Raw genomic sequence first — 26311 nt, forward strand, 5'->3', positions numbered from 1 at the left:
ATTATGGGAGTATGAGCCATTGGTAAATTCATACTGCCAAGCCTATACTTTAGCAAAAGTTTTGAAAAGGTTGGCCATGAGCGACGACATTAGTATCCTTACCTCCGCCAATCATACTTCTCTTGTTAAAACCTTCAGTGGCCCTGATCTGAAAAAGCAATCATTTGCAATTGGTAAAGAGTTCAACGTAACTGAAGAACCAGTTTCTAATCTTCAAAACCTATCTAAGGTATTGCACAAGCTTGAGAATGATCCCACACGCACGATCATCAGAGGATCACTGATCGAAGGCAAAACCAACCCCGTCCCACGCAATAAAACTACCTTCACTGCTACACTTCGCCAATGGTGCATGATCGACATCGATAGCCTTGCTTGGGATGGAGATATTAACGATCAACAGGCAATGCTATCATATGCCATTGAGCAGCTTCCAATCGAGTTCCAATCTGTTGACTGCTGGTATCATTTTTCATCCAGCATGGGAATCAAGGCTGGTATCAGGGTGCATCTATGGTTCTGGCTGGAAAGACCCTGCTCTGATGATGAAATGAAGGCGTGGCTGTCTGGCTGCCCTGTTGATCTGCGGCTGTTTAATCCCATCCAAATCCACCTGACTGCCAATCCTCGCTTTATAGCTGGTGCTATTGATCCGTATCCCAATCGGTCTGGTCTGTTTGAAGCTGGTAACGGGGTATCAATAGTTCCTGTTCCAGCAAACCTCGCGTCTAGAACCGCCGTTACTCAGGCCGCATCACGACAACGATCCAGTGATAAATCAGGACTACTAGACCCTGCCGATATTACCCGTGATCCAGATACGGGTTTGGCAATAAATGGTAGGGAGCAATTGATGTTCCTTCTATCCAATGAGGTTATGCGTGAATTGGTGACTGCCAAGCACACACCCAGCGAAGAAGAAGTTACCACTGTCCTTTGGAGCCGTTTTTGCGAAGAAGCAGATATAAGCATTGTCTCTGAGCGTGGTGCTTGGACAATCGCTGATGCAGCATCAAAGGCCAAAGCACGGTTACAGGAACTCGAAAGGGGTGCTTATGACTTTGTGTCCCGTTCAGACAGAACAACGCTTGTAGCTGGTACAGGCAAAGCAGAGCGTCCAAAGCTTGTTGGAACCATTCAGGCACAATTAGAACTCAATAACATTTTGGATAAGTTCTTTGGGGATTTAACGGAAGGGTCTAAGCCAAGAGCCGCTATTCGCCTTACAATGGGCGCAGGTAAAACCAAAAAGACCATAACCCATCTAAAAGCCTATCTTGAGGGCAAATACCGTCAGAAGATCGAAGTCTATGTTCCCCGTCATGATCTGGCAGATGAGTGGACGAAAAGCTTAGAAGGCATAAATGCCAATGTCATTCATGTTTATCCCCGTACTGGTGGCGAGTGGGATAATGAGGCCAGAGCATACAAACACCCGATTATGTGCCAAAGGGCTGATTATGTCAGGGATTTGGAAGAGAAGGGCCACAGCATCTATGGCAATGCCTGTCTTAGCCGAACCTCTAGAGAGCAATGCAGCTTCTTGAGCAGTTGTGCCTATTTAGATCAGTTCAGGCAAACGAGCAGCGATATAGGCGTTGAGAATACGATCCGCATCTATACCCACGCCTCGTTGTTCCTGAGCAGAAACGAGTTTGAGCGCCAAACAGAGCCTGATTTAGTCATAATAGATGAAGCGTTTCTGTCCTCTGCAGTTAGTAATATGCCATCCATCCCAGTTGGTGAAGTAACTCAGCATGTTCGTGTAAACGGCATTCCCAATTTAGGCTTCGATCTGTTGGAGTGCCTAACCGAACATCAAGGTGATTTATCTTACCTGCGAGCCAAAGACATAGGAGCCTTTGAGTTTAACGCCGTATCAATTGAAGGGTTAAATCCAGCTACTCCATTCAGTGCTGACACTGCGCAAAGCCGCAACGTGAGATCCGCCAAGCAATATAAGGCTCTGACCAAATTACTTGAGATCGCAGCACGGGAGATTGAGGATCAGGGTAGAGACAGCTTCGGGCAGTTGGCCTATAACCGCCGAAAGAACGAGATCGTAATCTGTGAGCATAAGCCAACAAGAGTGCCTCGCACCACGCCAGTACTTTATTTAGACGCAACGGCTGACTCCATCATTACAGAAGCCTACCTACCAGCCTTGCAACATCATCAGATCGATGTTCGCCAATTGGCTGTGGTCAGTCAGGTATATGATCGTACAGGCAGCAATAGCTTTTGGAACAACAGGATTGGACAAGAGCAACAGAACTTATCTGATCCATCCTATGATCCTCAGCACAACGACATAGCAGCCCTGATTACGATCCTGAATGAGTGGGTGAAGGCTGGAGAAAGTCCGCTACTCGTGGCGCATAAAGACTTATGTGATCAGTTGCGAGTTCACCCCAAGCTTGATGAAGGTGTAGCAGTGGCGCATTTTATGTCCTTGCGTGGGTCAAATGCTTATGAGGATAAGTCAGTGATCTTCATCACAGGCAGGAACCAACCGCCTTTGGATGATATTGAACGACAAGCAAGAGCCATCTTTGGTAACTCAGGCAATCCTCTGGGATATGATGACTTAGAAAACCTACCTTCGGATCAGGTTGAATATTGGCTGTCTAAGCGTAGCCCACATACTGCTTCGGCTATTACAATTCCTGCCTTCAGTGATCCCCGTATTGAGGCAGTGCAAAAGCAAATCAGGGAAGCAGAGACAGTTCAGGCAATAGCCCGATTACGATTAGTATGGGCTGAATATCAGAAACGTGTATTCTTGCTTTCAAACCTGCCTGTCGAGATGCCAGTGGATCATCTGATTGAGTTTAATGATCTGATGCCTGACAGGCTTGAAATGGAACTGATCAAAAAGGGTGATATTCCGCTGACAACGCTAGGATTGGAAAAGATGCGGCCTGATTTGGAATTATCTAAAGAAGCGATCAAGAAGTTAGTGCAACGCTCCAAAGCCTCCAACCCAAAGCGGCTTTTAACACAACTCCCTGATCTTGTTCGCACCGCTACTCAAATAGCCACCTTTAAAGCTGGTGATAAACGTAAGACCACCCACCAACACCTTTTCCTACCCAAAGACTACTCAGGCTCCCCCACCACCAGCATCTACACCCCGTGGACTGATGAAGAAGCCGAAGCCTATTTAACCGCTGGCTGGGGTGAAGGTGCTATCACTGAATTTAATCTGAAGTATCTCTACGGGCCTGAGCCTGAAGTTTCGGGGGAGTAATACCGTTAATGTGACAAGGTGCTATAGGTACTTATAGGAACCTGTCACAATAAGGATTAGCAGGGCGGTCAACTAACCCCGAAACCTAGCCCAAAGTGGTTTACGAGATTACAAGACTAATCGCTGGCAGACCACAGATATAGCAACCCCATAACCGGCTATGGCCCACGCCCCGTAGCCTGATGAAGCATTAACAATATTCTGGGATAATCAGCATCAAGCAGCAGGATCGTGTATCAGCTTGGATAATTGCTTGAGTGATGCACAGAGCCGCCATCCTACCGCACAGATAAAACTGTCAAGCCCCGATGAAACAGCCTGATCCAAGCCGATGACAGTTGCCATAACCCAATCGCAGGTCATGGCTGAGTACAGTACCCCGGTATACCCCCATGGCACTGGCCCCCCCAGCGATTACTGACCAGATTACTGACCAGAATACGCCTTATTGTGATGAACTCAGGGATGCTGTACCTAATGATATCAGGATGTTAGCAGTAACTCAGCGCAGGTATTAGGAGTAGAACTACCTCCCCGGTGCGCCACTATCATCAGACTTAAGCAGTCTACCGATAGATAACCTACTGATAACATTCTCATAAGTAACTTTGCCTTAGTATTGGGCTGGAGAGAATGTTGACCAGATTATTTGTCTCAATATCTGGAATGTCCTGCGACTTTTTAACATGCTGCAGTATCACACTGGACTATATGAAGCCCAAGTGTAATCATTCTTCTAGAAAAACGTGGGGCTTTTCATGTCTACTGAAGTAATTGACCGGAAGATTGCAGTGATCCTTGTGGCTGATGTTGTTGGCTACAGTAAGCATATGGAGAAAGACGAAGACGCTACCTTAAAAGCTTATTCTGAATGTGAGAAAATCCTGAAGAGCCTTTTGGATAAAAGAAGGGGTTCAATTTTCAATACGGCGGGAGATTCAGTGCTAGCTGAATTTCCAAGTGCAGTAAATGCGGTTGAATGTGCAGTAGAATTTCAAACCAAGATTAATGAACGAAATCAATCTGAAAAGACCTCAACAAAACTTGAATACAGGATCGGCATCAACATTGGTGACGTTGTATCTAGAGAAGGTAATTTATTAGGAGATGGAGTTAATATAGCTGCTCGCCTTGAGGCGTTATCTCAGCCAAACGGCGTATGTATATCAAAAAGCATCTACGACTTGGTGGTCCCCAAAACAAAGATGACATTTAACGATCTGGGCGTTCAAAAGGTCAAACAGAACCAATTTCATGCATACGATGTCTTACTTAATCCTTCTCAGAAACGAAAAATTAAATCTAAACGAAGCTTTTCGTCATCATTGATTATTGGATCGGTTGCATTTTTAACGGCTGTCGTTTTGGCAATCGGTTTTGTCATTAATCAACAAAATGCAGATAAAGCCAATGACTTTGAAGGAAGAATCCTTCTAGTCAAACCATTCGAATATTTAACTGATGGTGAAAACAAAGAGTTTTTGGCTGATAGTATGTTAAGTGTTTTTGTGAGTGGTTTGTCTGGTTATGAGAATTTAAGGGTACTCTCAAAGAATACATCGCAGATCATTCAAGAACAGAATTTGAGCGATGAGGAAATTTTGTCTAAATATGGCGCACGTTTTGTGCTAGATGGTTCAATTACTGTATTTGGAAATGATATGCGGACCAGCGTTGGCATACGCAACCTTGAAGATGGCTCAGTCATTTTTTCGGACTTTAAAAATACCAAAACCAAAGACTTTTTCAAAATACAAGACGAACTGGTGATTTCAGTTTTGAATAGTTTTGAACTCGAGGAAGACAAAGTTCGAGTTTCCAATGAAGGCGTAGAAACCATTGAAGAATTAAGATTATTGCATTTTGCTGCCAAGGAGCGAGAAAAATGGTCAAGAGACTCATATCCTCCGTATCAAGAAGCCGTAGAAAAACTATATGCGATAAACCCAGAGGGTTACACTCACAATGTCAGTCAGGCTTGGAAGTATCATTATAAAATGCGATTGGGTTTGTGCAGGGGGTCTGGTAATGATCAATTCACCGGCGGGACCATTTGTATGTTGGACGCTATAAAATTTGCAAAAAAAGCAATAGAAATTAACCCAAATAAAGCAGATGCGTACCTCGCAAAAAGTTATTTCTTGTCATCCCTTTATTTACTAAATTTGAAAACTGATAACAAAATGAAGTGGGGAGGCTTAGAGAGTGCTTTAGAATCTGCTGAAAAAGGCTATCAGCTTATCACTGATGATGCTTACCAATTTGGCTTAGCAGGAGAAGTATTTTCGTTTACTAATAACTTTAGAAAAGCTACAGATTCATTTGCTCGTTTGTTTGAAATAGACGAAAATCCAGGAGATACCTTCACAGCATTTTATATGAACACAAGTTATTTGAACGAAGATTTCGATACGTCTGAACAACTTGCCTTAAGAATAATTTCTAAAAATAAATCTCGAGAAAAAGATGAGTGCTTTAAACCATACTGCGGCAACGCCGGGTATGCTTATATCTTTGCGATATATGCAGCCAAAGCTCGAGGCGATGACCAAAAAGTTAACCAATATTTGTCTGAGTTCAGGACTGTACGAAATAAGTATACACGAGAAATGTGGTTATCAGGGGATAATCCCTTTCACTTTATATGGAACGAAAAAGCAGTAAAAATTACTGAATTAATGGACAGTTTAGGTTGGTAAAGAATTTATTCTGGTTAACCAGTTATTAAGAACTTGAACTGAATATCCCTCACCATACCCCTGCCCTACTCCCTCAGTTGCCCAACCGCCTATTTGATCAATCACATCAGACGGGCATTCTACCGCCCTCAGACGATCTCTCATCGAATGCCGGAAGCTATGCATTGTACAACCCTCAGGCACGTACTGATGCAGCCATTTGTTTAATGCGGCACTAGCTGAGTTAGAGTTGGTAGCGTCTCTCCTGTTGTATCTTGGAAAAGCATAGGGGCTGTCCGGAAAGGTCTCTGAGAGCCTCTGAGCGGCCCATAGAGAGGCTCCTACAAGCGGTATATCTCGTTTGCTGCCAGATGTCTTTAGCGGCCTCCAGGGATGCGGTTTAAGGCTTATGTGAGGTATGTCTGCATCTAGGATTATATCACTCTTCAGCAGCCCAGCGCCTTCTGCCAAGCGCATACCCGTATCTGAGACCAAAGCCACCAGCCACCTTAGGTCATCATCCATTAAGCGGCACTGGTTTTGGACTTTGCGGATGTCTTCTATCGGTATGGGAAGCCGCTTACTTACTCCAGCCGATTTATCAAAGTACATACCTACAAAGGGGTTCTTGAGATCAAGCGCATACTCAGAGATGGCGAAGTTAAAGACGGCTCTGATAGAACTGATTACCCTGCCAACGCTCGAGCCAACCAGCCCCTTGGCAATGAGGTAATCTCTATAACGCAGAGCATCTGCTCTTGTGTACTCAGCTAAGGTCTTGGCTCCACAGGCATCTACAAGATAAGTACAGGCTCTTTGGGTCGCAGCCTCAAAGCTCTTTGGCTTACCAGCACCCTTCTGCGTGACATAGGTTTCTAAAGCGTCAGAGAGCGAAATACATTGCTCAATGGCAGTAGACACATCAAGCTGAGTATTCCGGGCAAATGAACCATATCCCGACTTTAACAAACTACGCCCAATAAGATCAGGGTCGGTCATTCTAAGATGAGACCAGTATTCATCTAATTTAGCCGCAGCAACCAAAGCCCTTGATTTAGCAGTCTGCGCAGACCTCGTCTTAAGGCCCTGAACAATACGAGGATAGGAGTAATGGCTCAAAAGATCAGCGGGAACCCGTCTTGAGAAGTAGTAATACCCAGCACGGTTAAACGTGTAAGGGACTTTTTTGGTCAGTAATCTGGTCAACATTCTCTCCAGCCCAATACTAAGGCAAAGTTACTTATGAGAATGTTATCAGTAGGTTATCTATCGGTAGACTGCTTAAGTCTGATGATAGTGGCGCACCGGGGATGCGACTGAACTTAAATAAGGTTGTTTATTATCAATACCTTATTGAGATGCTATTTTGGAAAAGCGGTCCCAAAAGCGGTCCACGGTGACTCACCTGCCAGGTCTGGCTTCCTACCTCTGCCGTCATTAGCTGCAGTGAGCTCAAAGGTCAGCTATGCGGACAAAACCGACCTTGGACTTTCAACCTTCGCTAACGCAGCATTCTTTCGCAGGTGCAGCAGTGTTCTTTTGGCAGTGCAACGGCTTTCCCCATACCAGCCACTCGGAGAGGCCAGAACCGAGAATTCCCAAACTACCCATTTGCTGCAAACGGACATAGTAACTAGTTGGCGGACGACAAGCCATTGAGAGGCGCAAAGCTGTCGATTTTCTGGGACAAGAATCGCAAACGGGCCGTGGACCAAACCTGACCGTTAATGGACGAGTTGATGCAAGAAATTGGTAAAAACGAGCGAAACCAGACGTGGAAAGGTGGCCAATAAAGGCCGTAGTCTGTTGAAAGTGATGGTAATTTTGAAAATTTAATACATTTATTGACATATGATCCAAAAGTTACTACTTTTGAAGTGGGAGAGAAAATGACAACACCAAAATATCATAGTGCGCCAGCAAAGCCTGTACCTCTGCATATTCAGGTTAGAAGCCTGATTAAAGAACGGTCGGTCATTGGCGATTTGATCAATGAAGAGGGCCGTTTGAAAACCGAAGCCGAGTTGGGCGAGATTTTCAACGTGAGCCGTGTGACGATCCGAAATGCTATCGCGCCATTGGTCGAGGAAGGTGTGTTCACCCGCAAACGCGGCCAAGGCACCTTTATGCGGACCAATGTTCAAGAAAGCTGGGTTGGAAATTTGCTTGGTTTTCAAGAATTGGCCGAGATCGATAAGTACGAGGCAGGTGCCGAAATTTTGTCACAAGGAATGACAGCCGATCAGGATCAGGAGATCAGCGAAGCATTAGGCGAACGCGCTGTTTGGCAACTTAGGCGTTTGCGGACAGCAAACGATGAGCCAATGGCAATCGAACAGGCTTATTACCCCCCCGAGATTGGCCTGAAGCTGCAAGAGCATCGGTTGACCGACATCAAGGTTTACAAGGTGCTCGAGGAAGAATTTTCGATTGATGTTGTCAAGGCCAAGCAAGACATCAAGGCCAAACTGGCAACGCAAGAAGAGGCCGAACTTTTGAACGTCGCACCTGGAAGTGCGTTGTTAATCTCGGTCCGTCTGACGTTGACGGCACAGGACCGTGTCGTCGAATACCTACAATCAATCCACCATCCGGAATCGTTTCAATTCTCGATTGATCTCATGCGACGACGACTTTAGCGCCACGCGCGCGCGCCCACACCAAAAACTGAATGTAATGAATGAGGGCCAGCATGTCTGACCACCAAAAGCCGAACGTTATCGTCATCCTTAATGACGACATGGGATTCTCTGATATTGGCTGCTACGGCGGCGAAGTCGAGACCCCGAACCTTGATACTCTTGCACTCAATGGGCTGCGGTACTCGCAGTTCTATAATACGGCAAGATGCAGCCCGTCACGCGCATCCTTGTTGACTGGTTTGCATCCCCATCAGACCGGCATTGGCGTGCTGACTTATGATATGGGGCCAGAGGGCTATGTTGGCAATCTTAGTAAGAACGCAGTGACGATTCCGGAAGTGCTGAAAGGCGCAGGTTACAGCACTTATATGAGCGGCAAGTGGCATATCGCCTCAAGCCTTCACGAGCCGTCAGATGCATGGCCGACCCGACGCGGTTTTGATGAGTTCTATGGCACTATTATTGGTGCAGGCAGTTATTACAGCCCAAACACACTGACCCGTGGTGAAGAAAATGTTGAACACGAGGCCGATACTGATTCAGAGTTTTTCTACACCGACGCGATCAGCGATCAGGCAGCCGATTATGTCAAATCACACGCCAACCAGGACGGGGATGCGCCCTTTTTCCTTTATACAGCTTACACAGCGCCGCATTGGCCGCTGCACGCCCATCCCGAAGATATTGCAAAATACAAAGGCCGTTTTGATGCGGGTTGGGATACATTGCGAGAAGAACGTTTGGCCCGTTTGGTCCGCAGTGGGTTATTGGATGCCAAGTGGGGTCTAAGCGACCGCGATCCGTCGCAACCGCCCTTTGATGATGCAGAAGACAAGGCTTGGCTTTGCCGCTGCATGGAAGTTTACGCCGCACAGATCGACCGGATGGATCAGGGCATCGGACGTATCCTCGATGCCCTTGATGAAACGGGCATGGCGGATAACACGCTGATTATTTTCTTGTCTGATAACGGTGGCTGCGCAGAGGATATCCCCGAAGATGTCACCCCGTCGCAACTGGTCGAAGATCTGAATATCGCGCGTTACACGACCCGCGATGGCCGGGACGTGCGCATTGGAAATGACCGCAGCATCATGCCTGGCGCAGAGGATACTTACCAAAGCTACGAGACCGCTTGGGCCAATCTCTCGAACGCGCCATTCCGTCTCTACAAGCACTGGATTCACGAAGGCGGCATTTCTACCCCTCTGATCATGCACTGGCCTAATGGCATCGCGGAACCCGGTGGTTTGCGCCATAGTCCGGGACAACTAACCGATATAATGGCTACCATTTTGCAAGTGACCGGTGCGCAGTACCCGTCTGAATACGATGGTCACGCGATCCCGCCCTGCGAAGGGGAAAGCATGGCTGATAGCTTCACCTCAGCCGATACAACACGGGGTCCCCTGTTCTGGGAACACGAGGGTAACGCTGCTGTTCGTGACGGCAAATGGAAACTGGTCCGCAAGTACCCCCATGACTGGGAACTCTACGACATGGACGACGACCGAACTGAACTGAACGATATCGTTGCGCAACATCCTGACCGAAAGGCAAAGATGCTTGTCCAATATGAAACCTGGGCAAATCGATGTGGCGTCATCCCGCGGGCCCAAATCCTACGCGTTATGGCGGATCGCAACGAAAACGCGTTCTGGGAAAAACCCGAAGAAATTTAAAACCACTACTTGTCATATCTGGGAGGAAACCAATGACACATTCCATCACGAGAAAAACATTCCTGACGGGCGCTATGCTTGCTGTTAGCCTGATGGGCTCAACTGCTGCATTCGCCGAGGCAGAATATACCTTCAAAGTATCGAACGTTCTGTCAGAACAGGATGTCACTGCATTTGGTCTGAATAAATTCGCTGAATTGGTGGCAGAAGCCTCTGACGGGCGGATTGAAATTGAAGTATTCCACGGTGGTCAACTTGGATCGGGTGTGGAAACGTTTGAAGCCGTCAAAAACGGCCACCTTGATTTTGCGGGCGACTCCTTTGCAAACCTTGCGACAATCACCCCGGCCTTTGAAATCTTTCACTTCCCGTTCTTGTTTGAATCCCGTGCGCAGATGCTGAGCGCCTTGGGCAGCGACGCTGTACAAACGCAGGTGAACTCTGAATTGGCCGATGTGGGTCTGGTTTGGTTCTCTACATATGAGATTGGTGGCCCGCGCAATGTAGGTACATCCAAAGCCCGCATCGAGACAGCCGAAGATCTTGCCGGCCTAAAGTTCCGTGCGTCGCGTTCGCCGCTTGAAATCGGCAGTCATGAATCATGGGGCGCAGCTGGTGTGACAGTTGATTGGCCCGGTACACCCGAAGCTGTGCGTCTTGGCATGGTAGATGGTCTAACCGTACCTTATGCCAGCTTCTATTCTGCCAAGTTCCACGAAGGCAACCTGATCAACTATATTCTGGATCTGAACTTTCAAAACTACGCTTTGGTAATCGCTGCCAACGCCGAAAAAATGGCAGCACTTCCAGATGATGTGCGCATGATCCTTGAAGATTCTGCCGCAGAAGCACAGGCGTGGCATGTCGATTTCGTAAGTGGATATATCACTGAAAACATTCAAGCTATGCGCGATGAAGGTGTTGAAATCTATTCATTGCCAGACGCAGAATATCAGAAGGTCCGTGATATGACGGTTGACGCCGTTTGGCCGCGCTTTGTCGGAAACGTAGGTATGAGTCAGGAAAAACTGGACCTGATCCGCACCGAATCCGGTGAAATCGGAACTGACGGTTGGGGCTACTCCCTAGGCGAATAAACATTCGCAATATAGGATGGGGAAGGCGAGGTTTCTCGCCTTCCCCCACAATTGCGTCAGCTATCAAGCTTTACCGATCTTGCGAGGAATCCAACATGAATACGGCAACTATCGAAAAGCTGGATAAAAAGCTCGCACGGATTGTCGAGGTGACCTGCGTAGTCTTATTGGCGGTTATCGTGACCACAATCTGCATTTCGGTTTTCACCCGTTTTGTCATTTTCTACCCACTGAATTTTGCCGACGCGATGGCGAAGTACCTGATGCAGTGGATGGCATTTCTGGGTGTTGGTCTGGCGATCCGGTCCGGCGAGCATGTGCTCGTGGATATGTTCCCCAATTCACTGAACGCCAGACACCGCCTCAACCTTTACGTTTTCACCAACATCTTGCTGATGGGGCTCTTCGCGACCATCGTCTTTTACGGCAGCATTTACGCAATGAGTGGTTGGAATTCGCAAGACATCTTTGTTTTTGGCGTCAGCATGGCTGTGCCCTATTTTTCGGTCCCTGTCGGGGGTGCATACGCTTTGATCGCAACGCTTTTTTCGACTTTGCTGGCGGTCGTGAGATCACGCGGACCTGAAAATCACATTGACGCTGGAGCCTAAGATGAACGCGCTCACTGCATATTTCGTCTCTTTCCTTGTACTGATTTTCATCGGTGTGCCCATTGCCTTTTCTCTGGGGGTCTCGACCCTTGGTGTGTTTTGGCTGACCGATCAGCCTTACGCGCTTTACATGCAGCGGCTTTGGACGGGTTTGGACAAGTTCACCCTCGTGGCCATCCCATTCTTCATCTTCGCTGGTGAATTGATGGGCGGCTCTGGTATTTTGTCGCGGCTTCTGGATTTCGCGAAACTTGCGATCGGACGGGTCAAGGGCGGGCTTTTGCACATCAACATTCTGGTCAGCATGTTCTTTGGTGGCATCAACGGATCGGCGATTGCGGATACAAGTGCAGTTGGCTCCATGATGATCAAGGCCACTGACGAGGCCTATAAAGATCCTGAACTTGCAGCGGCAGTCACAGCCGTTAGCTCGGTCGTTGGGCCGATCATTCCGCCAAGCCTGCCAATGCTGATTTATGCGTTTGCCGCTGGCAACGTGTCTATCGCCGCCTTGTTCATTGCGGGTATTATTCCTGGCGTTTTGATCGGGTTAAGCCTTATCATTGTAACGATTTTTGTCGTGCGCAAAAAGGACTACCCGATTGACCGCACCACCTATGAATTTTGGGATGTCGTACGGATCGTTCGACGTTTTATAATCGCAGCGGTATTACCGTTTATAATGGTAGGCGGGATTGTTGGGGGCATCGTTACGCCGACAGAAGCTGGCTGCGTCGCCATTGTCTATGCATTGTTCATCGGTTTCTTCGTCACAAGAGAGCTATCTGCCAAACACGTATACGCAGCCATGGTGCGCACTGTGATTGTCACCTCAGTCGTGATGATCATCATTTCATTCGGGAATGTTTCAACTTGGTGGCTGACAATCGAAGGGGTGCCGCGCGCTGTCAGCAATAGTTTTCAGGCTGCTACCGACAGTCCTGTTGTTTTCCTGACGCTGATGTTGGTGCTATATCTTGTAATCGGACTTTTCATTGAGCAGGCTGCCGCAATGGTTATGCTAGTGCCAATTTTCGCGCCTTTGGCAGATAAATATGGAATTGACCCCGTGCATTTTGGTCTTTTCACATGCCTGACATTGGCCTTGGGATTGATCACGCCGCCTGTGGGTTTATGTCTTTTCATCTCGAGCAGCATCGCCGGGGTGCCGGTGCAAAGTGTGTTCAAGGCCTCGCTCCCTTACTTTATCGCGATGTTGATGATCCTTGCTTTGGTCACCTTTGTTCCACATACTTTCTTGTGGTTGCCAAAAATGATGGGATTCTAACATGGCAAAAGGATGCTGCATCCCAAATGCGGCACCCGTCCGCACTGATTTTTGGTTCCCAAAGCCAAGCGGGCTTCGACCGGATCTGGCGAAGAACCAAATCCACCTGTCACGTTGCGAATTTATGATGGGGACCGATGACGCTGAGGGCTATCCAGAAGACGGTGAAGGTCCGGCCCGCAAGGTCATGCTCACCCCATTTTCGATTTCGAAATACGCCGTAACAAACCGCGACTTTGGCCAGTTTGTACAGGATACAGGATACATAACAACAGCCCAATCTCAGGGGTGGAGCCATGTGTTCCACATGTTCTTGTCAGCCACGAAAAAGCGCATGACCACCGATGTGCCCGCCGAAACGCCTTGGTGGTATCTGACACCCGACGCCTGTTGGAGCGCGCCGGAAGGCGCAGGGTCAGATATTCTCGCGCGGCAGGACCATCCCGTTGTTCATGTGTCCTGGCTTGATGCGATCGCCTATTGCGACTGGGCCGGCGGCACCTTGCCAACCGAAGCACAGTGGGAATGCGCCGCCCGTGCAGGGTCACAGGAAACCTATCCTTGGGGGACAGAATTGACCCCAAACGGAAGGCACATGTGCAACATATGGCAAGGCCGGTTTCCGGGCTCAAATACTGCTGATGACGGGTACATCGGGACTGCGCCGGTCATAGCCTACTCAGCAAACCGTTTTGGTCTTCACAACATGATCGGCAATGTCTGGGAATGGTGCGCCGACGCCTTTTCGCCAGACTACCACGCAGCGACGCCGGCCCACGACCCGTATTTCGCGACGGACACTGGCTTACGCGCCGCACGGGGTGGGTCATTTCTGTGTCACAAAAGTTATTGTAACCGCTACCGATCGGCCGCCCGAAATGGCAACGCCCCGGATACGACAAGTTCAAACCTTGGGTTTCGTGTCGTGAGCTAAGATTTTTAGCTGGAACTCTAATGGCCAGCATAAGTTGCCCAATTGGGCAAAGCAGACTTACGAACTTTTGTAGCGTACGGCAGAAAAATCCGCAACTTGAGCCTTGGCTGCAGTTCCTTTGGTGTAAATTCTACGAATGGCTGGTTCTCACGCCGCGCTGCGACACCGAAATTTTAGCAGTCGCGGCATCGATCGTGCTGCGCGCGCTATGCTGCGAAGGTGTGACATTTCCGGTTTGGGCTCTTTCCTGCCGATCGCTGCACTTTGCATCAATGTCCGCATTGGCTTGTTATGCCTAAAACAAAAATTTAATCGCCATCCCCCCGCCCAACCACCCGCGATGGGCAGCCGGACAGGGGGTGTTTAGCGGTCTAACCAAGCCCTCGCTTGATCACATAGTTAGCAAGCCAACGCCAGTATGCGCCTGCTGAGGCAAACCCTTGCTCTGTTGCAGCGAGGCTTTCTGCTTGCAGCCTTGTCAGCCTGCCATCGTGTTCAGCGATAGCAGCCCTTTCCTCGAAGGCCTCGATGTCAGGGATACGTGAGGCAGTCATAGCGCCACCTCTTGCGGCAACCTCACCCCATCCACAATCTCCCGCTTCTGCGCATCACTGATGCCTCCTGAGTAAAGCCCATAAGTAAGCTTGTTTGCAGAGCGTGCAGAGTGATGTCCCACAAGGGAGGCGGTGAAGTGCTCAGGGGTGCCTGTGCGCTCGCATTGGGTGATGAACCACTTGCGGGTGGAGTGGAATACGCTGCCTAGGAGGTCAGGATATAGCCTCCTAAGCTTGGCGTAGCGCTTTACTACAGCATCAACTGTTAAATAGGGAAATAGCCTTCCCTGTTTTGGCAGGGATGTATCCAGAAGCTGCTCTAGGGTTTGATGAAGCGGTACTTCCCGTTCAGCTGCTTTTGACTTGAGTTGTCGGATGGCGTTGGGCTTGATTTGGATAAACCGCCCAAGGTTGCCCTTATGGGTGATATCCTCTGCCATAAGCCCGCAGATCTCTCCTGAGCGCATGCCAGTCAGGAGGCCAAAGAGAAGGGCGCTGTGAAGCACCCTATCCTTGGCTTTGAGAAGGATTGAGACTTGCGCATCTGTTAGAACGCCATGAGGGGAGACCTCAGGCTTTGCTCTTATGCTGAGAGCTGACCAAGGGTTGTTGCTGAGCTCTCCTTCTCTGACGCACCAGTCAAGGAAGCGCTGCATTTGCTTGAAGATACGGGCCTGCGTTTGTGGCGTCAGAGATATGGCCTCATAGGTTTGTGAGAGCTCCGCCAGCTTTGTAAGGCTGGCCTCCTTAGCTTCAGCGTATTTCCTAACATTGGGAGAGAGCTTGGATATTAGCTTTAAGATATCTCTTCCTGTATCAGTGCTAAGCTCCCCTATCTTTTGCTTATTGCCTACATGAGAGCTTAGAAGCTCCAGTGCATAGCGAATGGACTTTGTAGTGCCGGGTCTAAGCGTTTGAGATAACTCTTTTAGATATCTCTTGGCTAACCCATAAACAGGCTGCTCACCCAAAAGCCTTGCGCGCTGATATCGAGGACGCGCCACAGCAAGCTGAGCAGTTTCAAGGTTGGGTTCAGCTGTTGCAGCATCAGCATGGGCCTGTGCCTCCTTTACGAGGTTCGTGAATGTTTGATTGAGCTCAGCCACACGGGCTTTTGCCTGTTTGGCATCAGCTGTTCTCAGGGATTGCTTGAAGCTTGAGCCAAGGATGGGTTGCAGCGCCTTGGGATAGGTTCTGCGATAAACCCAGGTGTTATGCCGTTTATAGGCGTATTTTATGTCTGCAGACATACTGTCTCCTTACTGGGGCAATTGCCCCGGTTTTGATGTTGAGTTGGGATTTTGTGAGTAAGAACAACGAAGGGCTGGGTTTAAGCCCTTCCCTGAAGCAATAAGCTTATCTCTTTGCAGTTGTTCCTTGAGAGATGAGTTTCACAATCATCTCAATGTCTGGCTCTCCGTATTCCCCTGCAAAGGGACCAGAGAGAGCCATACCTGTAACGAACTCCTCATAGATCTCATCTATGCGGAATTCATGCTCTGGGATGTTATCAAAGCCTTCTATCAGAACGATGCATCCTGGTCTTATATCCAGCTGCCTCATATCAGCCTCTTCTCAGCAAAAGATCTGGAAGCAGCAGGCCAATGGTTAGGCCCAGAGGTACTGGAAAGGGAATGGGCTTAATGAACTCAGGCAGTCCTGCCAGCACCACAAGGGCACCGGCTAAGGCTTGAGGCACACCAATAGACACGCCCCAGCGCTGCTTTAACAGCCAGGCCAGGGCAAGCCGAAGGATACCGCCCGCAGCAGCGAGCAGCATGAATAAGGTAAGCATGATGGTAATCTCCTTTTCTTGTTACCATCATAGATGCTCAAAAATGCTCAGTTTTAGGGGGGCATAAGGAACAAGCTTTCCAACAGCTTTCCAATACATTTCCAAAGATATTTCTTTTTTGGAAAGCACTTCTACAATCTAAAACAATACCTTAGATACAAACTATCCAACTTTCCAACCTACTTTCACTTACTGAAGGTTTGACTTCTTTAGACGCGTTCGCGCGTGTCGTGTATGTTTTGCCCTTGCGTGCCATGTTCTAGGTGCATTGGGTTGATGCAGCGGCGGTTGTGACACATGTGGCGCACGACATCGTCTGCATTTGGGACGATTGCATTACCCACCCAGTAGACCAGCTGATATAAGTAGATCTGCTGTTTTTTTATGCTCACTCTGCGGACGCTGGGCGTTCCCACTTCGACACACCCTGGGCCTCTATTGTCTTCAGCACTCAAAGCGTTTCGCATTATTCTGTTTGCATTATCCGGGTTTTCTATAATTTCTGCCCACCAGCAGCGGCGTTCACTGGCAGTAAGTAAAAACAACGCATCTCTTTCAAACCTTTGTTGTCGAAGCTCCAGCTCACTTAACCAAAGCTCTAAGGAACTGTTATTAGAAGGGAGCATCATTCTCTTGTGTTTTGGGAGCTTTGCGTTCCATCATTTCAAAATTAATTCCAAACCCAATTTCGTTTAATGCTGGGCCCAAGGTCCGGTTAAGATGATTTTCTATTGTCTCCACAAAGTTTTTTGTCTGCAGCCGTCCTTTCTCTGGGTTAGATTGGGGGTCATAGAAAGCCCAAGCTGGGCCCTTGCCGCCCCAAGCAAACTTCTTCTTTTTCCAACCTAAACGATCAAAGCTATATTTTGATGCATTCGGATTTCTATGCGCAAAAAACTCTACAACCTTATTGGCATACCTCACCGGTACAAAAAGAATGCCATGCTCTCGAAGAAATTCCTCAAGCATCTCTTCGACAATATCAGGTGAAAGCGCATTTATCTCCTTCATGATATCCGTTGCCACTTTATTCACATTTAAAGAATAAGGATCGAAGATGGCCGACTGTTTACGTTCTTTTAAAGCACCATAGAGCGATGCAAGATCAATCGGTCTGTCATATGTCTGCTTTACTCTTTGCACTAGAGCTACGAATTCTTCGTACTTGGCTCCCCCAGCCGCAAAGCCTTCATGATCGACATGGATAATATAAAACCGTCTATCACCGGGCTCTAACCATATTGGTTTGTGGTTGGTCGTAAGAATAAAGCAGCACCTATGATCTACAGGCTCAATGTCTTTTCCTTTACTTTCCGCCATAGTTTGACGTTCAGAAATTAAGGTCTTGAGTTTATTTCCGTCATCAGAATTTTGGGCAACTTTTACTTCTTCGGCATAGATGAGCTTTTTATGCAAAATGGGCTTATTGAAGCGGCTTATAATCGGCTTGATGCCTTGCTGTTCAGAAGCATTCTCTTCGCCAAAAAGCTTTTTAACGACCGAAGCAAGTGTAGATTTTCCGGTGCCATGTTTCTCAGAAAATAGAAATATTGCCCAAGAGGGCTTGTCAGTTTCATTTTGCAAGCACCACGACAGCCAGTCCAGAAAGACTTCTTTTTCTGCAGGATTTTTAAAAATGAATGTTAGAAATTCTTCAAAAACTCCTAGCGAATTATCTCTAGGGGTTAGTTTCCGATAGCTCGGCTCTTGCCAAAGATTGATTGTAAATTGTCCATTATCAAAGATTAAGCTCTCTGTATTTCCAGGCTCTGTCATTGTTTTCCCATTCCAAACAGGAATGCTTAAACCTGGCTCAGCCGTGGGATTACTTGTTAGCGCATCCATAAGCGATTTTAGTTTTTCTTTGGGTAATTCATATTTTGGGAAAGTCGAACGGATTAACGTAAAAACTATGGGCTGCAGATCGAATTTTGTTATTGGCTTTTCAAGTTTCGTAATCTCGAAAAAATTCATTTCGCGCTTTACAAACTTTGCAGCGACAAACCTTAAGATCTCTATATCAGTTGGGATAATTTCATCACCATTCTCATCGAGCGGCGAAAATACCTCACTGCCATCAAAGGGGTAGTTCCACAGACCTTGCTTTTGACGTTGTTCTAAAATTGCAAATTCAGGACTATTTTCAGCCGCTTCTAATCCAAGCAGTTCCAGCTCTTCTTCGGTATGCTCTCGGCCAATTGTTTCCTGTACCGCCGCCTTAATGAGATCATCTTCTATTCCAGTCAGGCTGAAGTTAGTTTTCTCTTTTTCACCCATTCACAGCCCTTCAGTCCTATAAGCTCTAAAGTATCACTTTGAATGATGCATCAGGACATCGCCTTCATCAAGTCCACCTTTTTCAACTGACGCAAAGCTTAAAAAACCTCCACCGAAGAAAGGGTGGAGGCTGTTTGGGGTCCTGCATCAAGATTTACACGGCACTTGGCGCACTATACGCAAAGCAGACATTTAATCGGATTGCGGCGAATGGCTGCTAGGAGCCCAGAGTCCTAGATTCTGGACGCCACACAAATGACCTGAATCCGCACAAAGCTGTCGTTCGACCTTTTTCAGCCCCGATTTAAGGGGAAGCTCACGCCGACGCCGGGTTTTCCCGAAAGCGGCCACTGGCTGCTGGCCTCCGTCGCGTGACAAAATGTTGTCAGTACGCAAATGCAAATACACAAATTTGTGTGAAGCGAAGATTCTTATTGAACCTCTAGTTGGTGTAGGTTGTACCTGTCATATGGAGCATGCGGCACATATTACGCAAATTGACTATTAGGACGGAGACAAGTTCAATATGCTGACCAGACGCCATTTCATCGCGACCACTACTGCACTTTTCTCAGCGCCGCTGGCTTCGCCCGCTTTTGCCAATACATGGCCAACGGCGTCACAAAAGGCTGCTTGGGACGCGCAAGTTACTCCAGAAAACTTCGTTCTTGAAACATCTAACCCATGGGATCTTGCACCGCGTTTCCTTCCGCAACGGGTCGAGGCACGGGATGGGCTGGCGCCTGGCGATATCCACGTCGATGCTGTCGCAAGATATCTCTACCACATCGAAGAGGGGGGCACGGCGATGCGCTACGGCGTCGCGATTGCGCGCGGTAATCTTTATGAACCGGGCACTTATACCGTGCGCCGTCTGGTCGAATGGCCGCATTGGACACCGACCCAATCGATGATCGAACGTGACCCTGAGAACGCGCGATGGGCTGACGGCATGGAGCCTGGTCCTACAAATGCCCTCGGCTCTCGTGCGATTTACCTCTACGTCGGGCAGCGCGATACGTATTTGCGTATTCATGGCACGCCTCACCCCAGATCGATTGGCGGCCGCGCGAGTTCAGGCTGCGTGCGGATGGTGATGGCGCATATCAATGCGCTGTATCCAAATGTCGAAATCGGCTCAACTGTATATCTCTACTCCGCTTCGGACAGCGTGGTCTCCACCAGCTAACAGTCAAAGCATCGTCGATGACTGCGAACAAATGAAGACAGCTCTGATGAATTCAGGGCCGTTTTTGTTTGTTATGCCTCTGCGGGCTGTTGAATGCAGATGGGACGGTTGTCAGCAGTCCGAAGCGGCAGAGGTGTCTTTTCAACCGGGCCATTGTGCATGTACCAATAGCAACTGTCTTCAGGACGCAGGAAGGCTGACATGAGGTCTTGGTTGGGTCCTGCAATAGCAATCACTTCCTCAGGAATGGAAGGTGTCGGGCTTGCGTCTTGAGGCTCGGTCATGGTGACCGCGCAAGCGCTCACGAGCGGTATGAGCGTGAATACGGCTGCATTTCGCTTGATCATCTTTTGGCTCCCTTTACCCAAGTATTGTTGCTTCGCTGATATGATGAAAGCCAGACGATATTCAATCGTTCCCGCCTTCGGCCTCAAAACTTCCTCCGGCGCGTTGTTGGAAGGTGACTAACTGAGGCAGGTTTTCGTAGTTCAAACGAATATAGGACGCGCTGTCATTTTTCTTCTTGTAGCTCTAGTTGCTGTAGCTCGTATCCTTGTCAAAATAGTCGCGAATCTAAGGATAACTCATGCCACACGATGCTGCTCATCATGATCACGATCATGCCGCTTCTTCGCCTGAAACAGGCACAAGTTGCTGTGGTGGTGATGCTGTTCCGCCAACGCAAGTCAGCGCCTCCGACGGGCGGAGTTTCCACGTCAGCGGCTTGGACTGCGCGGAAGAGGTCTCGATCCTCAACAAAGTCGTCGGTCCAGAGGTCGGAGGGGCGGAATTTCTGGCCTTTGACGTCATCAACGCCAGAATGACCGTTCTTGAAGGTGGCACGTCAGTGTCCTCGGACAACATCATCAAGGCGGTCGCATCAACTGGCATGACGGCCAAACCGTGGGATGCCGAGGACGCCAGCGCCGATCAGGCTGCACATCTGAAGAAACAAAAGCAGTTTACGATGTTGAGCGGAGGCTTTTGGGCGGCGGGGTTCACATACCATCTGGTTGAAACCGGGATTGGCGGGGCCATCGGCATCTTTTCCGGCCATGGGGAATCCGCGATGCCAATGGCGGAAGTTGCCTTGTTCGCTGGCGCAATTCTATTCGGTGTGTGGCTGGTGGCACCTAAAGCATGGTCGTCTGCGCGCCGGATCTCTCCTGATATGAACCTGTTGATGGTGGTTGCCGTTGCCGGTGCAATCGCGCTTGGAGAGTTCTTCGAGGCCGCAACTGTTGCGTTTTTCTTCTCACTTTCACTGTATCTTGAAAGCTGGAGCGTCGGGCGCGCACGCAATGCCGTCTCGGCGCTTCTCGACCTCGCGCCTCCGACCGCGCGGGTGATAAACGAGGATGGGTCTGAGACGGATATTCCCGCCGCGGCCGTCGCTGTCGGAACCAAGTTCATTGTGCGCGGAGGGGACCGCATTCCCCTGGACGGTGAAGTTGTCGACGGGGCGGGAGCTGTCGATCAGGCGCCCATTACGGGTGAAAGCGCTTTGGTGCCAAAAGAGGCGGGCGACGATGTCTACGCGGGCACCATAAATGGTGAGGGCACGTTGACCGTACTGGCAACGAAAGCGGCATCTGACACAGTGTTGTCCAAGATCATTCGCATGGTCGGCGATGCACATTCGCGTCGCGCAGAGGTCGAACAATGGGTGACAAAGTTCGCCCGCATTTACACACCAGTTGTGATGGTGCTTGCTATTTTCATTGCCTTAATCCCGCCACTTGTCGCGGGCGGCGATTGGGGCTTTTGGTTCTACAACGCACTGGTTCTTTTGGTCATCGCCTGCCCCTGTGCTTTGGTGATATCGACCCCTGTCTCCATTGTCGCGGCTCTTGCCGCCTCGGCGCGCAATGGTGTGCTGATCAAGGGCGGAGCCTATGTCGAAGCCCCGGGTCGCACGACAGCGCTGGCCATGGACAAGACCGGTACGATCACCATGGGTGAGCCCGAGGTTGCGGCCATTTATCCGCTTGGTGGCACAACCGAAGCCGAATTGATGGCACGGGCCGTGGCCCTCGAAGCGCGTTCCTCACATCCTCTGGCGCGGGCTATCCTTGGCCGTGCAGAGCAGGACGGAATAAAAATCGTCGCCGCCGAGGATACCCGAACCGTCCCAGGGCGCGGCCTTGAGGGTCAAATGGGCGGTCAGTCCATCTGGCTCGGCTCAGACCGGTTTGCCGAGGAAAAGGGCCTTGGCGGGGATATTCCGGCTGATCTGCGCAATCAGATCGAAGGCGCGGGCAGCACGCTGGTGGCGATCGGTGATGCCAACGGCGTCAGCGGCGTTCTCGAACTGCGGGACCGGATCCGGCCAGATGCCAAGGGCACTGTCGCGCGTTTGCACGCACAGGGTGTCAAAAAGATCGTGATGCTCACCGGCGACAACGCGGCCACGGCAAGAGCAGTGGCTGCCGAAGTCGGTATCGACGAGGTGCGGGCCGAGCTCCTGCCCGAGGATAAGGTCACCGCCATCGAAGAGCTGGTGGCGCAATATACGACCGTCGCGATGATCGGGGACGGAGTGAACGACGCACCGGCAATGGCGCGTGCGCATTACGGCATCGCAATGGGCGCGGTCGGGTCGGACGCCGCGATTGAAACGGCAGACATCGCTCTCATGACAGACGACATCGGCAAAGTTCCATGGCTGATCGGGCATTCGCGCCGGACCATGTCGATCATCAAACAGAACATCGGCCTGTCTTTAGCAACCAAGGCAGTCTTCGTAGTCGCGACCGCCTTTGGCATGGCGTCCATGTGGGGCGCGATCGCGGCAGACGTCGGGGTTTCGCTCCTCGTTGTCGCGAATGCCTTGCGGTTGTTACGAGCGCGCGACAACGATCAAGGACCGCGCGGCGGAGAGCAAGTTGGCGAAGAATTGGCAAAGGGCGCGCTGGCTCACGGCCATTGATTGGCGGAAGGCAACGCTGTATCAGATAGGCAAAACGAACCTCCGAAGAAGAGGCATTGGGCAGTAATGATAACAAAATTACCGAGACGGCTGTTCCTATCTGGTGCGGTCGCGACATTCTTGGCCGGATGCGCCAACAAATTCAGTTCGTACACTGGCCCTGACGTGACACGCCTGCGCCTCTACAAATCTCAACGACTGCTCGTTCTCGATGGAGCGCAGGGCGTGCTGCGCTCTTACCCGGTCGGGCTTGGTTTTGCCCCGGAAGGACACAAGCAATTCGAGGGCGACGGACGCACGCCCGAAGGAACCTATACCATCGACCGCCGAAATCCCGAGAGCCTGTTTCATCTCTCAATTGGCATTTCGTACCCGAATGCGGCCGACCGCGCTTTTGCGGCAGCTCAGGGCCAGTCTCCAGGGGGTGATATCTTTATCCACGGTGGCCCGAGGCGGGGGATCGATCCAACGAATAAGCAGGACTGGACCGCCGGATGTATTGCGGTCAGTGATCGGCAGATTGAAGAGATTTATGCAATGGTGCGCGATGGCACGCCCATCGACATTTATGCCTGACGACGTGCGTCCCACACCGGATACAACAAAAGTACGCCAACGCCACATACGACAAAAACATCGGCCAAGTTGAAGGCCGGCCAATACAGGCCCGCGATGTGGAAGCTCAGAAAGTCAGTAACGGCTTGAAATCGGAAGCGATCTACGACGTTTCCGAGTGCGCCGCCAATGATCGCACCAAGTGCAACAGCTTCGATACGATTGTCGCTGCGAAAAAGCAGCACACCGAGAACGGCACATATCAAAAGCGCCAATGCCGACAGTCCCCACCAAGGCATGCCCCCGAACATCCCGAAGCTAACCCCATCATTTTGAACATACACAAGGTCGAATATGGGTAAGATTTGAATGCCGGTGGCAAACGAGGATGCGTTGTCCATGACAAAGAACTTCGTGACTTGATCCACGAAAAGAGCGATCAACACGGTAGTCAGGCCGGGAAGGATGAATATCTTCATCTTTTTTTATCCGAGCCAGACGTCCAAAAACAGCATGATGACCAAGCCGATCGCAAGGCCAAGTGTTGCCTTGTTCTGATGACCGCTTCGGTGGGTTTCAGGAATGATCTCGTGACTGATAACGTAGAGCATCGCACCTGCGGCAAACGCCAAACCCCAAGGAAGAAGCGGTTCGGAGATCGTGATGATCCCCGCACCCAAAAGCCCTCCAATGGGTTCAACCATGCCAGTTAATGCGGCGATCCCCCAAGCCCGGACTTTCGAATACCCTTCGCCGAGCAGTGACACCGCGACGGCCAGACCTTCGGGCGCGTTCTGCAGCCCGATCCCGATCGCAAGCGGCATACCACCTGACACACCGTCCGCGCCGAAGCCGACGCCAACAGCGAGCCCTTCAGGAAAATTGTGGATCGTGATGGCGATAATGAACAACCACACCCGTCGAAGGGATGCTGCCTCTGGTCCCTCTCGCCCTGTGCTGAAATGCTCATGCGGGAGTTTCTCGTTCATAAGTGCCACGGCACCCATCCCGAGGAGGATCGCAATACACACAATAGCTGCCGGTGCGGCCTCGTTCACATACCGTAGTTCAGCAGCATCAAGTGCCGGTATAATCAAGGAAAAGAACGATGCCGCCAGCATCACGCCTGCTGCGAAACCAAGTGAGAGGTCTCGGGTAGCGCGAGACGGTACGCGACCAAAAAGCACGGGTATTGCGCCAATGGCGGTCATTGAACCTGCGGCAAGACTACCCAGAAATCCGAGCATGATGGGGGAGAGAGTGTCCAAATTTATATCTTTCGTTGTAAATCTCTTCAGTCGCCAGAATAGCTTGAGAAGACTTCTGTCGACCCGTCGTTGTTGATGAGAAACACGTCGTAGGCCTCACGCCAGCGGCTCTGATCCATACCAGGCGAGCCAAGCGGCATGTCCGGCACCGCGAGGCCTACTGCGTCTGGTCTTTCGCTGAGTAACCTGCGTATATCACCCGCTGGGACATGGCCTTCGATCACATATCCGTCGATGAGCCCCGTGTGACAGGACACCATACGTTGCGGAACGCCATTATCGAGTTTGAAGCGTACAAAAAGGCCTGCAAACATATCCTCACCTGTGGGTTCAAAGCCGTTTTCTTCGAGGTGTTTCATCCACGCTAGGCAGCACCCGCAGCCATTCGTCTTAATAACTTCAATTTGGGTCGCTTGGGCGATGGCCTGAGCGGCGAAGCTCATTGAAAAAAGGGTTGCGAGCGTAAAAAGCTTCATGAGGATTGTTCTCCGGTTCTTGCAAGGACGCGGCGGATTTTTGGCACCGCGAATTCCCGTTGTTCATGGTAGTCTATTGTGCCGGAAAACTGCCCCTCAGCATCAAAGAGAAAGACGCTTGCCGTATGGTTCATCGTATAGTCGCCGTCCGTGGCGACCTTTTCATAGCGCGCACGGAAGCCAGCGGCAGCGCGCGCTGTCTCTTCAAGCGTCCCGTTCCAGCCTTGGATAGCAGGGTGAAAATAATTGACATATTCCGCCATGGCGTCCACGGTATCGCGCTCCGGATCGACCGTGATGAACACGACGTTCATGTCCGCAACATCATCTCCAAGGTCGTCAAGCCAGCCAGAAATATCCGACAATGTGGTTGGGCAAACATCGGGGCAGTATGTGAAGCCAAAAAACACCATGGATGGATTGCCCAGAAGCGACGCGGGTCCGACGGTTGCACCGCCTTGATCGGTCATCTGAAAGTCCATCTGGGTGAGCGGCAAGGGTCGCTGAGCTACAGGTTCAGGCGCGCCGGGACCGTCCACTCGCCACCAGCCGATAAATAGCGTGAGCGCAAGCGCCCCGCTTATTGCGGCACCATAAGTGAAAAGGGTTCTTCGGTTCATCAGCCTTCCGGATCGAGCGCCGCAATGCCAAAAATTGGAACGTCAACAGTCAGTGTCCCGCCATCGGCAAAGTTTAAGGTTAGCTGAAACGTCTCGCCTTCGATCATCTTGGCTTGCAACCGCATCAGCATCGCATGCATGCCGCCTGGCTCCAGCGAGACACTCTCGCCCGGAGAAATGTTGATTTCACCGACAGGGCCCATGGAACTGACACCATTTGAATCAGTCGTGGTTTCGTGGATGTCCGGCATCATGGCCAATGGGGTTTCCAGCCCGACCAATGTCACCGGGTCAGTGCCCGTGTTGCGCAGGGTCATGTAGGCTACGCCCGGACGGTTGGTACCGATAGACGCGCGGGCCCATGCGTCTTCGATCACAATGTCTTCCGAACCCGCAAGGGAAGCTGTAGGCAATCCGACCAGAATACTGAATGCAAGGGCATGGAAGGTAGATTTTCTCATAGGTT

General features: G+C 50.1%; 22 protein-coding genes. 11 read left to right on the top strand and 11 right to left on the bottom strand.

What is annotated here, in order from left to right; all coding sequences use genetic code 11:
• Nucleotides 1-76: 76 nt before the first annotated feature.
• Together GN241_14505 and GN241_14510 are read left to right on the top strand one after the other, a co-directional pair.
• Nucleotides 77-3250 carry a hypothetical protein gene (locus GN241_14505; protein ID XAT58463.1) on the top strand — a complete coding sequence of 1058 codons (3174 nt, stop codon included), beginning with the start codon at nucleotides 77-79 and terminating at the stop codon, nucleotides 3248-3250.
• Nucleotides 3251-4008: 758 nt separating this feature from the next.
• Entirely contained in the window at nucleotides 4009-5949 is a 1941-nt protein-coding gene (locus GN241_14510) for a hypothetical protein (GenBank protein ID XAT58464.1), read from the top strand.
• On the opposite strand, the gene GN241_14515 is transcribed toward GN241_14510, so the two are convergent.
• Nucleotides 5938-7137, bottom strand: coding sequence for a tyrosine-type recombinase/integrase (locus tag GN241_14515; protein XAT58465.1), 1200 nt, complete (start codon nucleotides 7135-7137; stop codon nucleotides 5938-5940). The genes GN241_14510 and GN241_14515 overlap by 12 nt on opposite strands.
• A 680-nt stretch (nucleotides 7138-7817) precedes the next feature.
• On the opposite strand from GN241_14515, the gene GN241_14520 reads away from it, so the two are divergent.
• The 6 genes from GN241_14520 to GN241_14545 all read left to right on the top strand — a co-directional run bounded on the left by GN241_14520 (nucleotide 7818) and on the right by GN241_14545 (nucleotide 14182).
• Nucleotides 7818-8567, top strand: coding sequence for a UTRA domain-containing protein (locus GN241_14520; GenBank protein ID XAT58466.1), 750 nt, complete (start codon nucleotides 7818-7820; stop codon nucleotides 8565-8567).
• Nucleotides 8568-8620: 53 nt separating this feature from the next.
• Complete coding sequence (locus tag GN241_14525) at nucleotides 8621-10252, top strand: sulfatase-like hydrolase/transferase (protein XAT58467.1); 1632 nt, start codon at nucleotides 8621-8623, stop codon at nucleotides 10250-10252.
• Nucleotides 10165-11349: a hypothetical protein gene (locus tag GN241_14530; GenBank protein XAT58468.1), complete on the top strand. Its 1185-nt coding sequence runs from the start codon at nucleotides 10165-10167 to the stop codon at nucleotides 11347-11349. The genes GN241_14525 and GN241_14530 overlap by 88 nt, the downstream gene beginning before the upstream one ends.
• A 95-nt stretch (nucleotides 11350-11444) precedes the next feature.
• Nucleotides 11445-11960 carry a TRAP transporter small permease subunit gene (locus tag GN241_14535; GenBank protein XAT58469.1) on the top strand — a complete coding sequence of 172 codons (516 nt, stop codon included), beginning with the start codon at nucleotides 11445-11447 and terminating at the stop codon, nucleotides 11958-11960.
• 1 nt (nucleotide 11961) lies between these two features.
• Entirely contained in the window at nucleotides 11962-13248 is a 1287-nt protein-coding gene (locus tag GN241_14540) for a TRAP transporter large permease subunit (protein XAT58470.1), read from the top strand.
• A gap of 127 nt (nucleotides 13249-13375) precedes the next feature.
• On the top strand, nucleotides 13376-14182 hold the full coding sequence (locus GN241_14545) for an SUMF1/EgtB/PvdO family nonheme iron enzyme (GenBank protein XAT59303.1): 807 nt from the start codon (nucleotides 13376-13378) through the stop codon (nucleotides 14180-14182).
• A 550-nt stretch (nucleotides 14183-14732) separates the two neighbouring features.
• On the opposite strand, the gene GN241_14550 is transcribed toward GN241_14545, so the two are convergent.
• From GN241_14550 to GN241_14565, 4 genes are all read right to left on the bottom strand, one after another.
• Nucleotides 14733-15986 carry a tyrosine-type recombinase/integrase gene (locus GN241_14550; GenBank protein ID XAT58471.1) on the bottom strand — a complete coding sequence of 418 codons (1254 nt, stop codon included), beginning with the start codon at nucleotides 15984-15986 and terminating at the stop codon, nucleotides 14733-14735.
• 106 nt (nucleotides 15987-16092) lie between these two features.
• A complete protein-coding gene (locus tag GN241_14555) occupies nucleotides 16093-16299 on the bottom strand; it encodes a hypothetical protein (GenBank protein ID XAT58472.1) in 207 nt (68 codons plus the stop codon).
• A 1-nt stretch (nucleotide 16300) separates the two neighbouring features.
• Entirely contained in the window at nucleotides 16301-16531 is a 231-nt protein-coding gene (locus tag GN241_14560) for a hypothetical protein (GenBank protein ID XAT58473.1), read from the bottom strand.
• Nucleotides 16532-17143: 612 nt separating this feature from the next.
• Nucleotides 17144-18808: a hypothetical protein gene (locus GN241_14565; GenBank protein ID XAT58474.1), complete on the bottom strand. Its 1665-nt coding sequence runs from the start codon at nucleotides 18806-18808 to the stop codon at nucleotides 17144-17146.
• Nucleotides 18809-19334: 526 nt separating this feature from the next.
• Between GN241_14565 and GN241_14570 the strand changes: the two genes are divergently transcribed.
• Nucleotides 19335-19997, top strand: coding sequence for a L,D-transpeptidase family protein (locus GN241_14570; protein ID XAT58475.1), 663 nt, complete (start codon nucleotides 19335-19337; stop codon nucleotides 19995-19997).
• Nucleotides 19998-20068: 71 nt separating this feature from the next.
• Here GN241_14570 and GN241_14575 read toward each other — a convergent pair whose 3' ends face one another.
• A complete protein-coding gene (locus GN241_14575; GenBank protein XAT58476.1) occupies nucleotides 20069-20344 on the bottom strand; it encodes a hypothetical protein in 276 nt (91 codons plus the stop codon).
• Between the two features lie 239 nt (nucleotides 20345-20583).
• Here GN241_14575 and GN241_14580 point away from each other — a divergent pair, with 239 nt between their 5' ends.
• Nucleotides 20584-22926, top strand: a complete 2343-nt coding sequence (locus tag GN241_14580) for a heavy metal translocating P-type ATPase (GenBank protein XAT58477.1) — start codon at nucleotides 20584-20586, stop codon at nucleotides 22924-22926.
• A 66-nt stretch (nucleotides 22927-22992) separates the two neighbouring features.
• Entirely contained in the window at nucleotides 22993-23502 is a 510-nt protein-coding gene (locus GN241_14585; GenBank protein XAT58478.1) for a L,D-transpeptidase family protein, read from the top strand.
• On the opposite strand, the gene lspA is transcribed toward GN241_14585, so the two are convergent.
• Genes lspA through GN241_14610 form a run of 5 tightly spaced genes read right to left on the bottom strand, consistent with a single transcriptional unit; the run spans nucleotide 23493 to nucleotide 26306 of the window.
• A complete protein-coding gene (gene lspA, locus GN241_14590) occupies nucleotides 23493-23960 on the bottom strand; it encodes a signal peptidase II (protein ID XAT58479.1) in 468 nt (155 codons plus the stop codon). The genes GN241_14585 and lspA overlap by 10 nt on opposite strands.
• A 6-nt stretch (nucleotides 23961-23966) precedes the next feature.
• The gene (locus tag GN241_14595) at nucleotides 23967-24749 is read right to left on the bottom strand and encodes a ZIP family metal transporter (GenBank protein XAT58480.1); all 783 of its coding nucleotides are present in this window, start codon (nucleotides 24747-24749) and stop codon (nucleotides 23967-23969) included.
• 26 nt (nucleotides 24750-24775) lie between these two features.
• Nucleotides 24776-25225 (bottom strand): DUF411 domain-containing protein, encoded by a 450-nt coding sequence (locus tag GN241_14600; GenBank protein XAT58481.1) that lies wholly within the window; start codon nucleotides 25223-25225, stop codon nucleotides 24776-24778.
• A complete protein-coding gene (locus GN241_14605; GenBank protein XAT58482.1) occupies nucleotides 25222-25845 on the bottom strand; it encodes an SCO family protein in 624 nt (207 codons plus the stop codon). The genes GN241_14600 and GN241_14605 overlap by 4 nt, the downstream gene beginning before the upstream one ends.
• Entirely contained in the window at nucleotides 25845-26306 is a 462-nt protein-coding gene (locus GN241_14610; GenBank protein ID XAT58483.1) for a copper chaperone PCu(A)C, read from the bottom strand. Before GN241_14610 ends, GN241_14605 begins: the two co-directional genes overlap by 1 nt.
• Nucleotides 26307-26311: the final 5 nt, after the last annotated feature.

The organism is Rhodobacteraceae bacterium IMCC1335, from assembly GCA_039640495.1.
In the GTDB taxonomy this organism is placed as follows: domain Bacteria; phylum Pseudomonadota; class Alphaproteobacteria; order Rhodobacterales; family Rhodobacteraceae; genus Thalassovivens.

What these genes read in the sequence shown, in the direction of transcription:
- GN241_14510 (XAT58464.1), top strand. Translation starts at nt 4,009, where the DNA reads ATGTCTACTGAAGTAATTGACCGGAAGATTGCAGTGATCCTTGTGGCT.
- GN241_14535 (XAT58469.1), top strand. Translation starts at nt 11,445, where the DNA reads ATGAATACGGCAACTATCGAAAAGCTGGATAAAAAGCTCGCACGGATT.
- GN241_14520 (XAT58466.1), top strand. Translation starts at nt 7,818, where the DNA reads ATGACAACACCAAAATATCATAGTGCGCCAGCAAAGCCTGTACCTCTG.
- GN241_14525 (XAT58467.1), top strand. Translation starts at nt 8,621, where the DNA reads ATGTCTGACCACCAAAAGCCGAACGTTATCGTCATCCTTAATGACGAC.
- lspA (XAT58479.1), bottom strand. Translation starts at nt 23,960, where the DNA reads ATGAAGATATTCATCCTTCCCGGCCTGACTACCGTGTTGATCGCTCTT.
- GN241_14555 (XAT58472.1), bottom strand. Translation starts at nt 16,299, where the DNA reads ATGAGGCAGCTGGATATAAGACCAGGATGCATCGTTCTGATAGAAGGC.
- GN241_14550 (XAT58471.1), bottom strand. Translation starts at nt 15,986, where the DNA reads ATGTCTGCAGACATAAAATACGCCTATAAACGGCATAACACCTGGGTT.
- GN241_14530 (XAT58468.1), top strand. Translation starts at nt 10,165, where the DNA reads ATGTGGCGTCATCCCGCGGGCCCAAATCCTACGCGTTATGGCGGATCG.
- GN241_14540 (XAT58470.1), top strand. Translation starts at nt 11,962, where the DNA reads ATGAACGCGCTCACTGCATATTTCGTCTCTTTCCTTGTACTGATTTTC.
- GN241_14580 (XAT58477.1), top strand. Translation starts at nt 20,584, where the DNA reads ATGCCACACGATGCTGCTCATCATGATCACGATCATGCCGCTTCTTCG.
- GN241_14575 (XAT58476.1), bottom strand. Translation starts at nt 20,344, where the DNA reads ATGATCAAGCGAAATGCAGCCGTATTCACGCTCATACCGCTCGTGAGC.
- GN241_14585 (XAT58478.1), top strand. Translation starts at nt 22,993, where the DNA reads ATGATAACAAAATTACCGAGACGGCTGTTCCTATCTGGTGCGGTCGCG.
- GN241_14600 (XAT58481.1), bottom strand. Translation starts at nt 25,225, where the DNA reads ATGAAGCTTTTTACGCTCGCAACCCTTTTTTCAATGAGCTTCGCCGCT.
- GN241_14605 (XAT58482.1), bottom strand. Translation starts at nt 25,845, where the DNA reads ATGAACCGAAGAACCCTTTTCACTTATGGTGCCGCAATAAGCGGGGCG.
- GN241_14570 (XAT58475.1), top strand. Translation starts at nt 19,335, where the DNA reads ATGCTGACCAGACGCCATTTCATCGCGACCACTACTGCACTTTTCTCA.
- GN241_14545 (XAT59303.1), top strand. Translation starts at nt 13,376, where the DNA reads ATGGGGACCGATGACGCTGAGGGCTATCCAGAAGACGGTGAAGGTCCG.
- GN241_14515 (XAT58465.1), bottom strand. Translation starts at nt 7,137, where the DNA reads ATGTTGACCAGATTACTGACCAAAAAAGTCCCTTACACGTTTAACCGT.
- GN241_14610 (XAT58483.1), bottom strand. Translation starts at nt 26,306, where the DNA reads ATGAGAAAATCTACCTTCCATGCCCTTGCATTCAGTATTCTGGTCGGA.
- GN241_14560 (XAT58473.1), bottom strand. Translation starts at nt 16,531, where the DNA reads ATGCTTACCTTATTCATGCTGCTCGCTGCTGCGGGCGGTATCCTTCGG.
- GN241_14505 (XAT58463.1), top strand. Translation starts at nt 77, where the DNA reads ATGAGCGACGACATTAGTATCCTTACCTCCGCCAATCATACTTCTCTT.
- GN241_14565 (XAT58474.1), bottom strand. Translation starts at nt 18,808, where the DNA reads ATGGGTGAAAAAGAGAAAACTAACTTCAGCCTGACTGGAATAGAAGAT.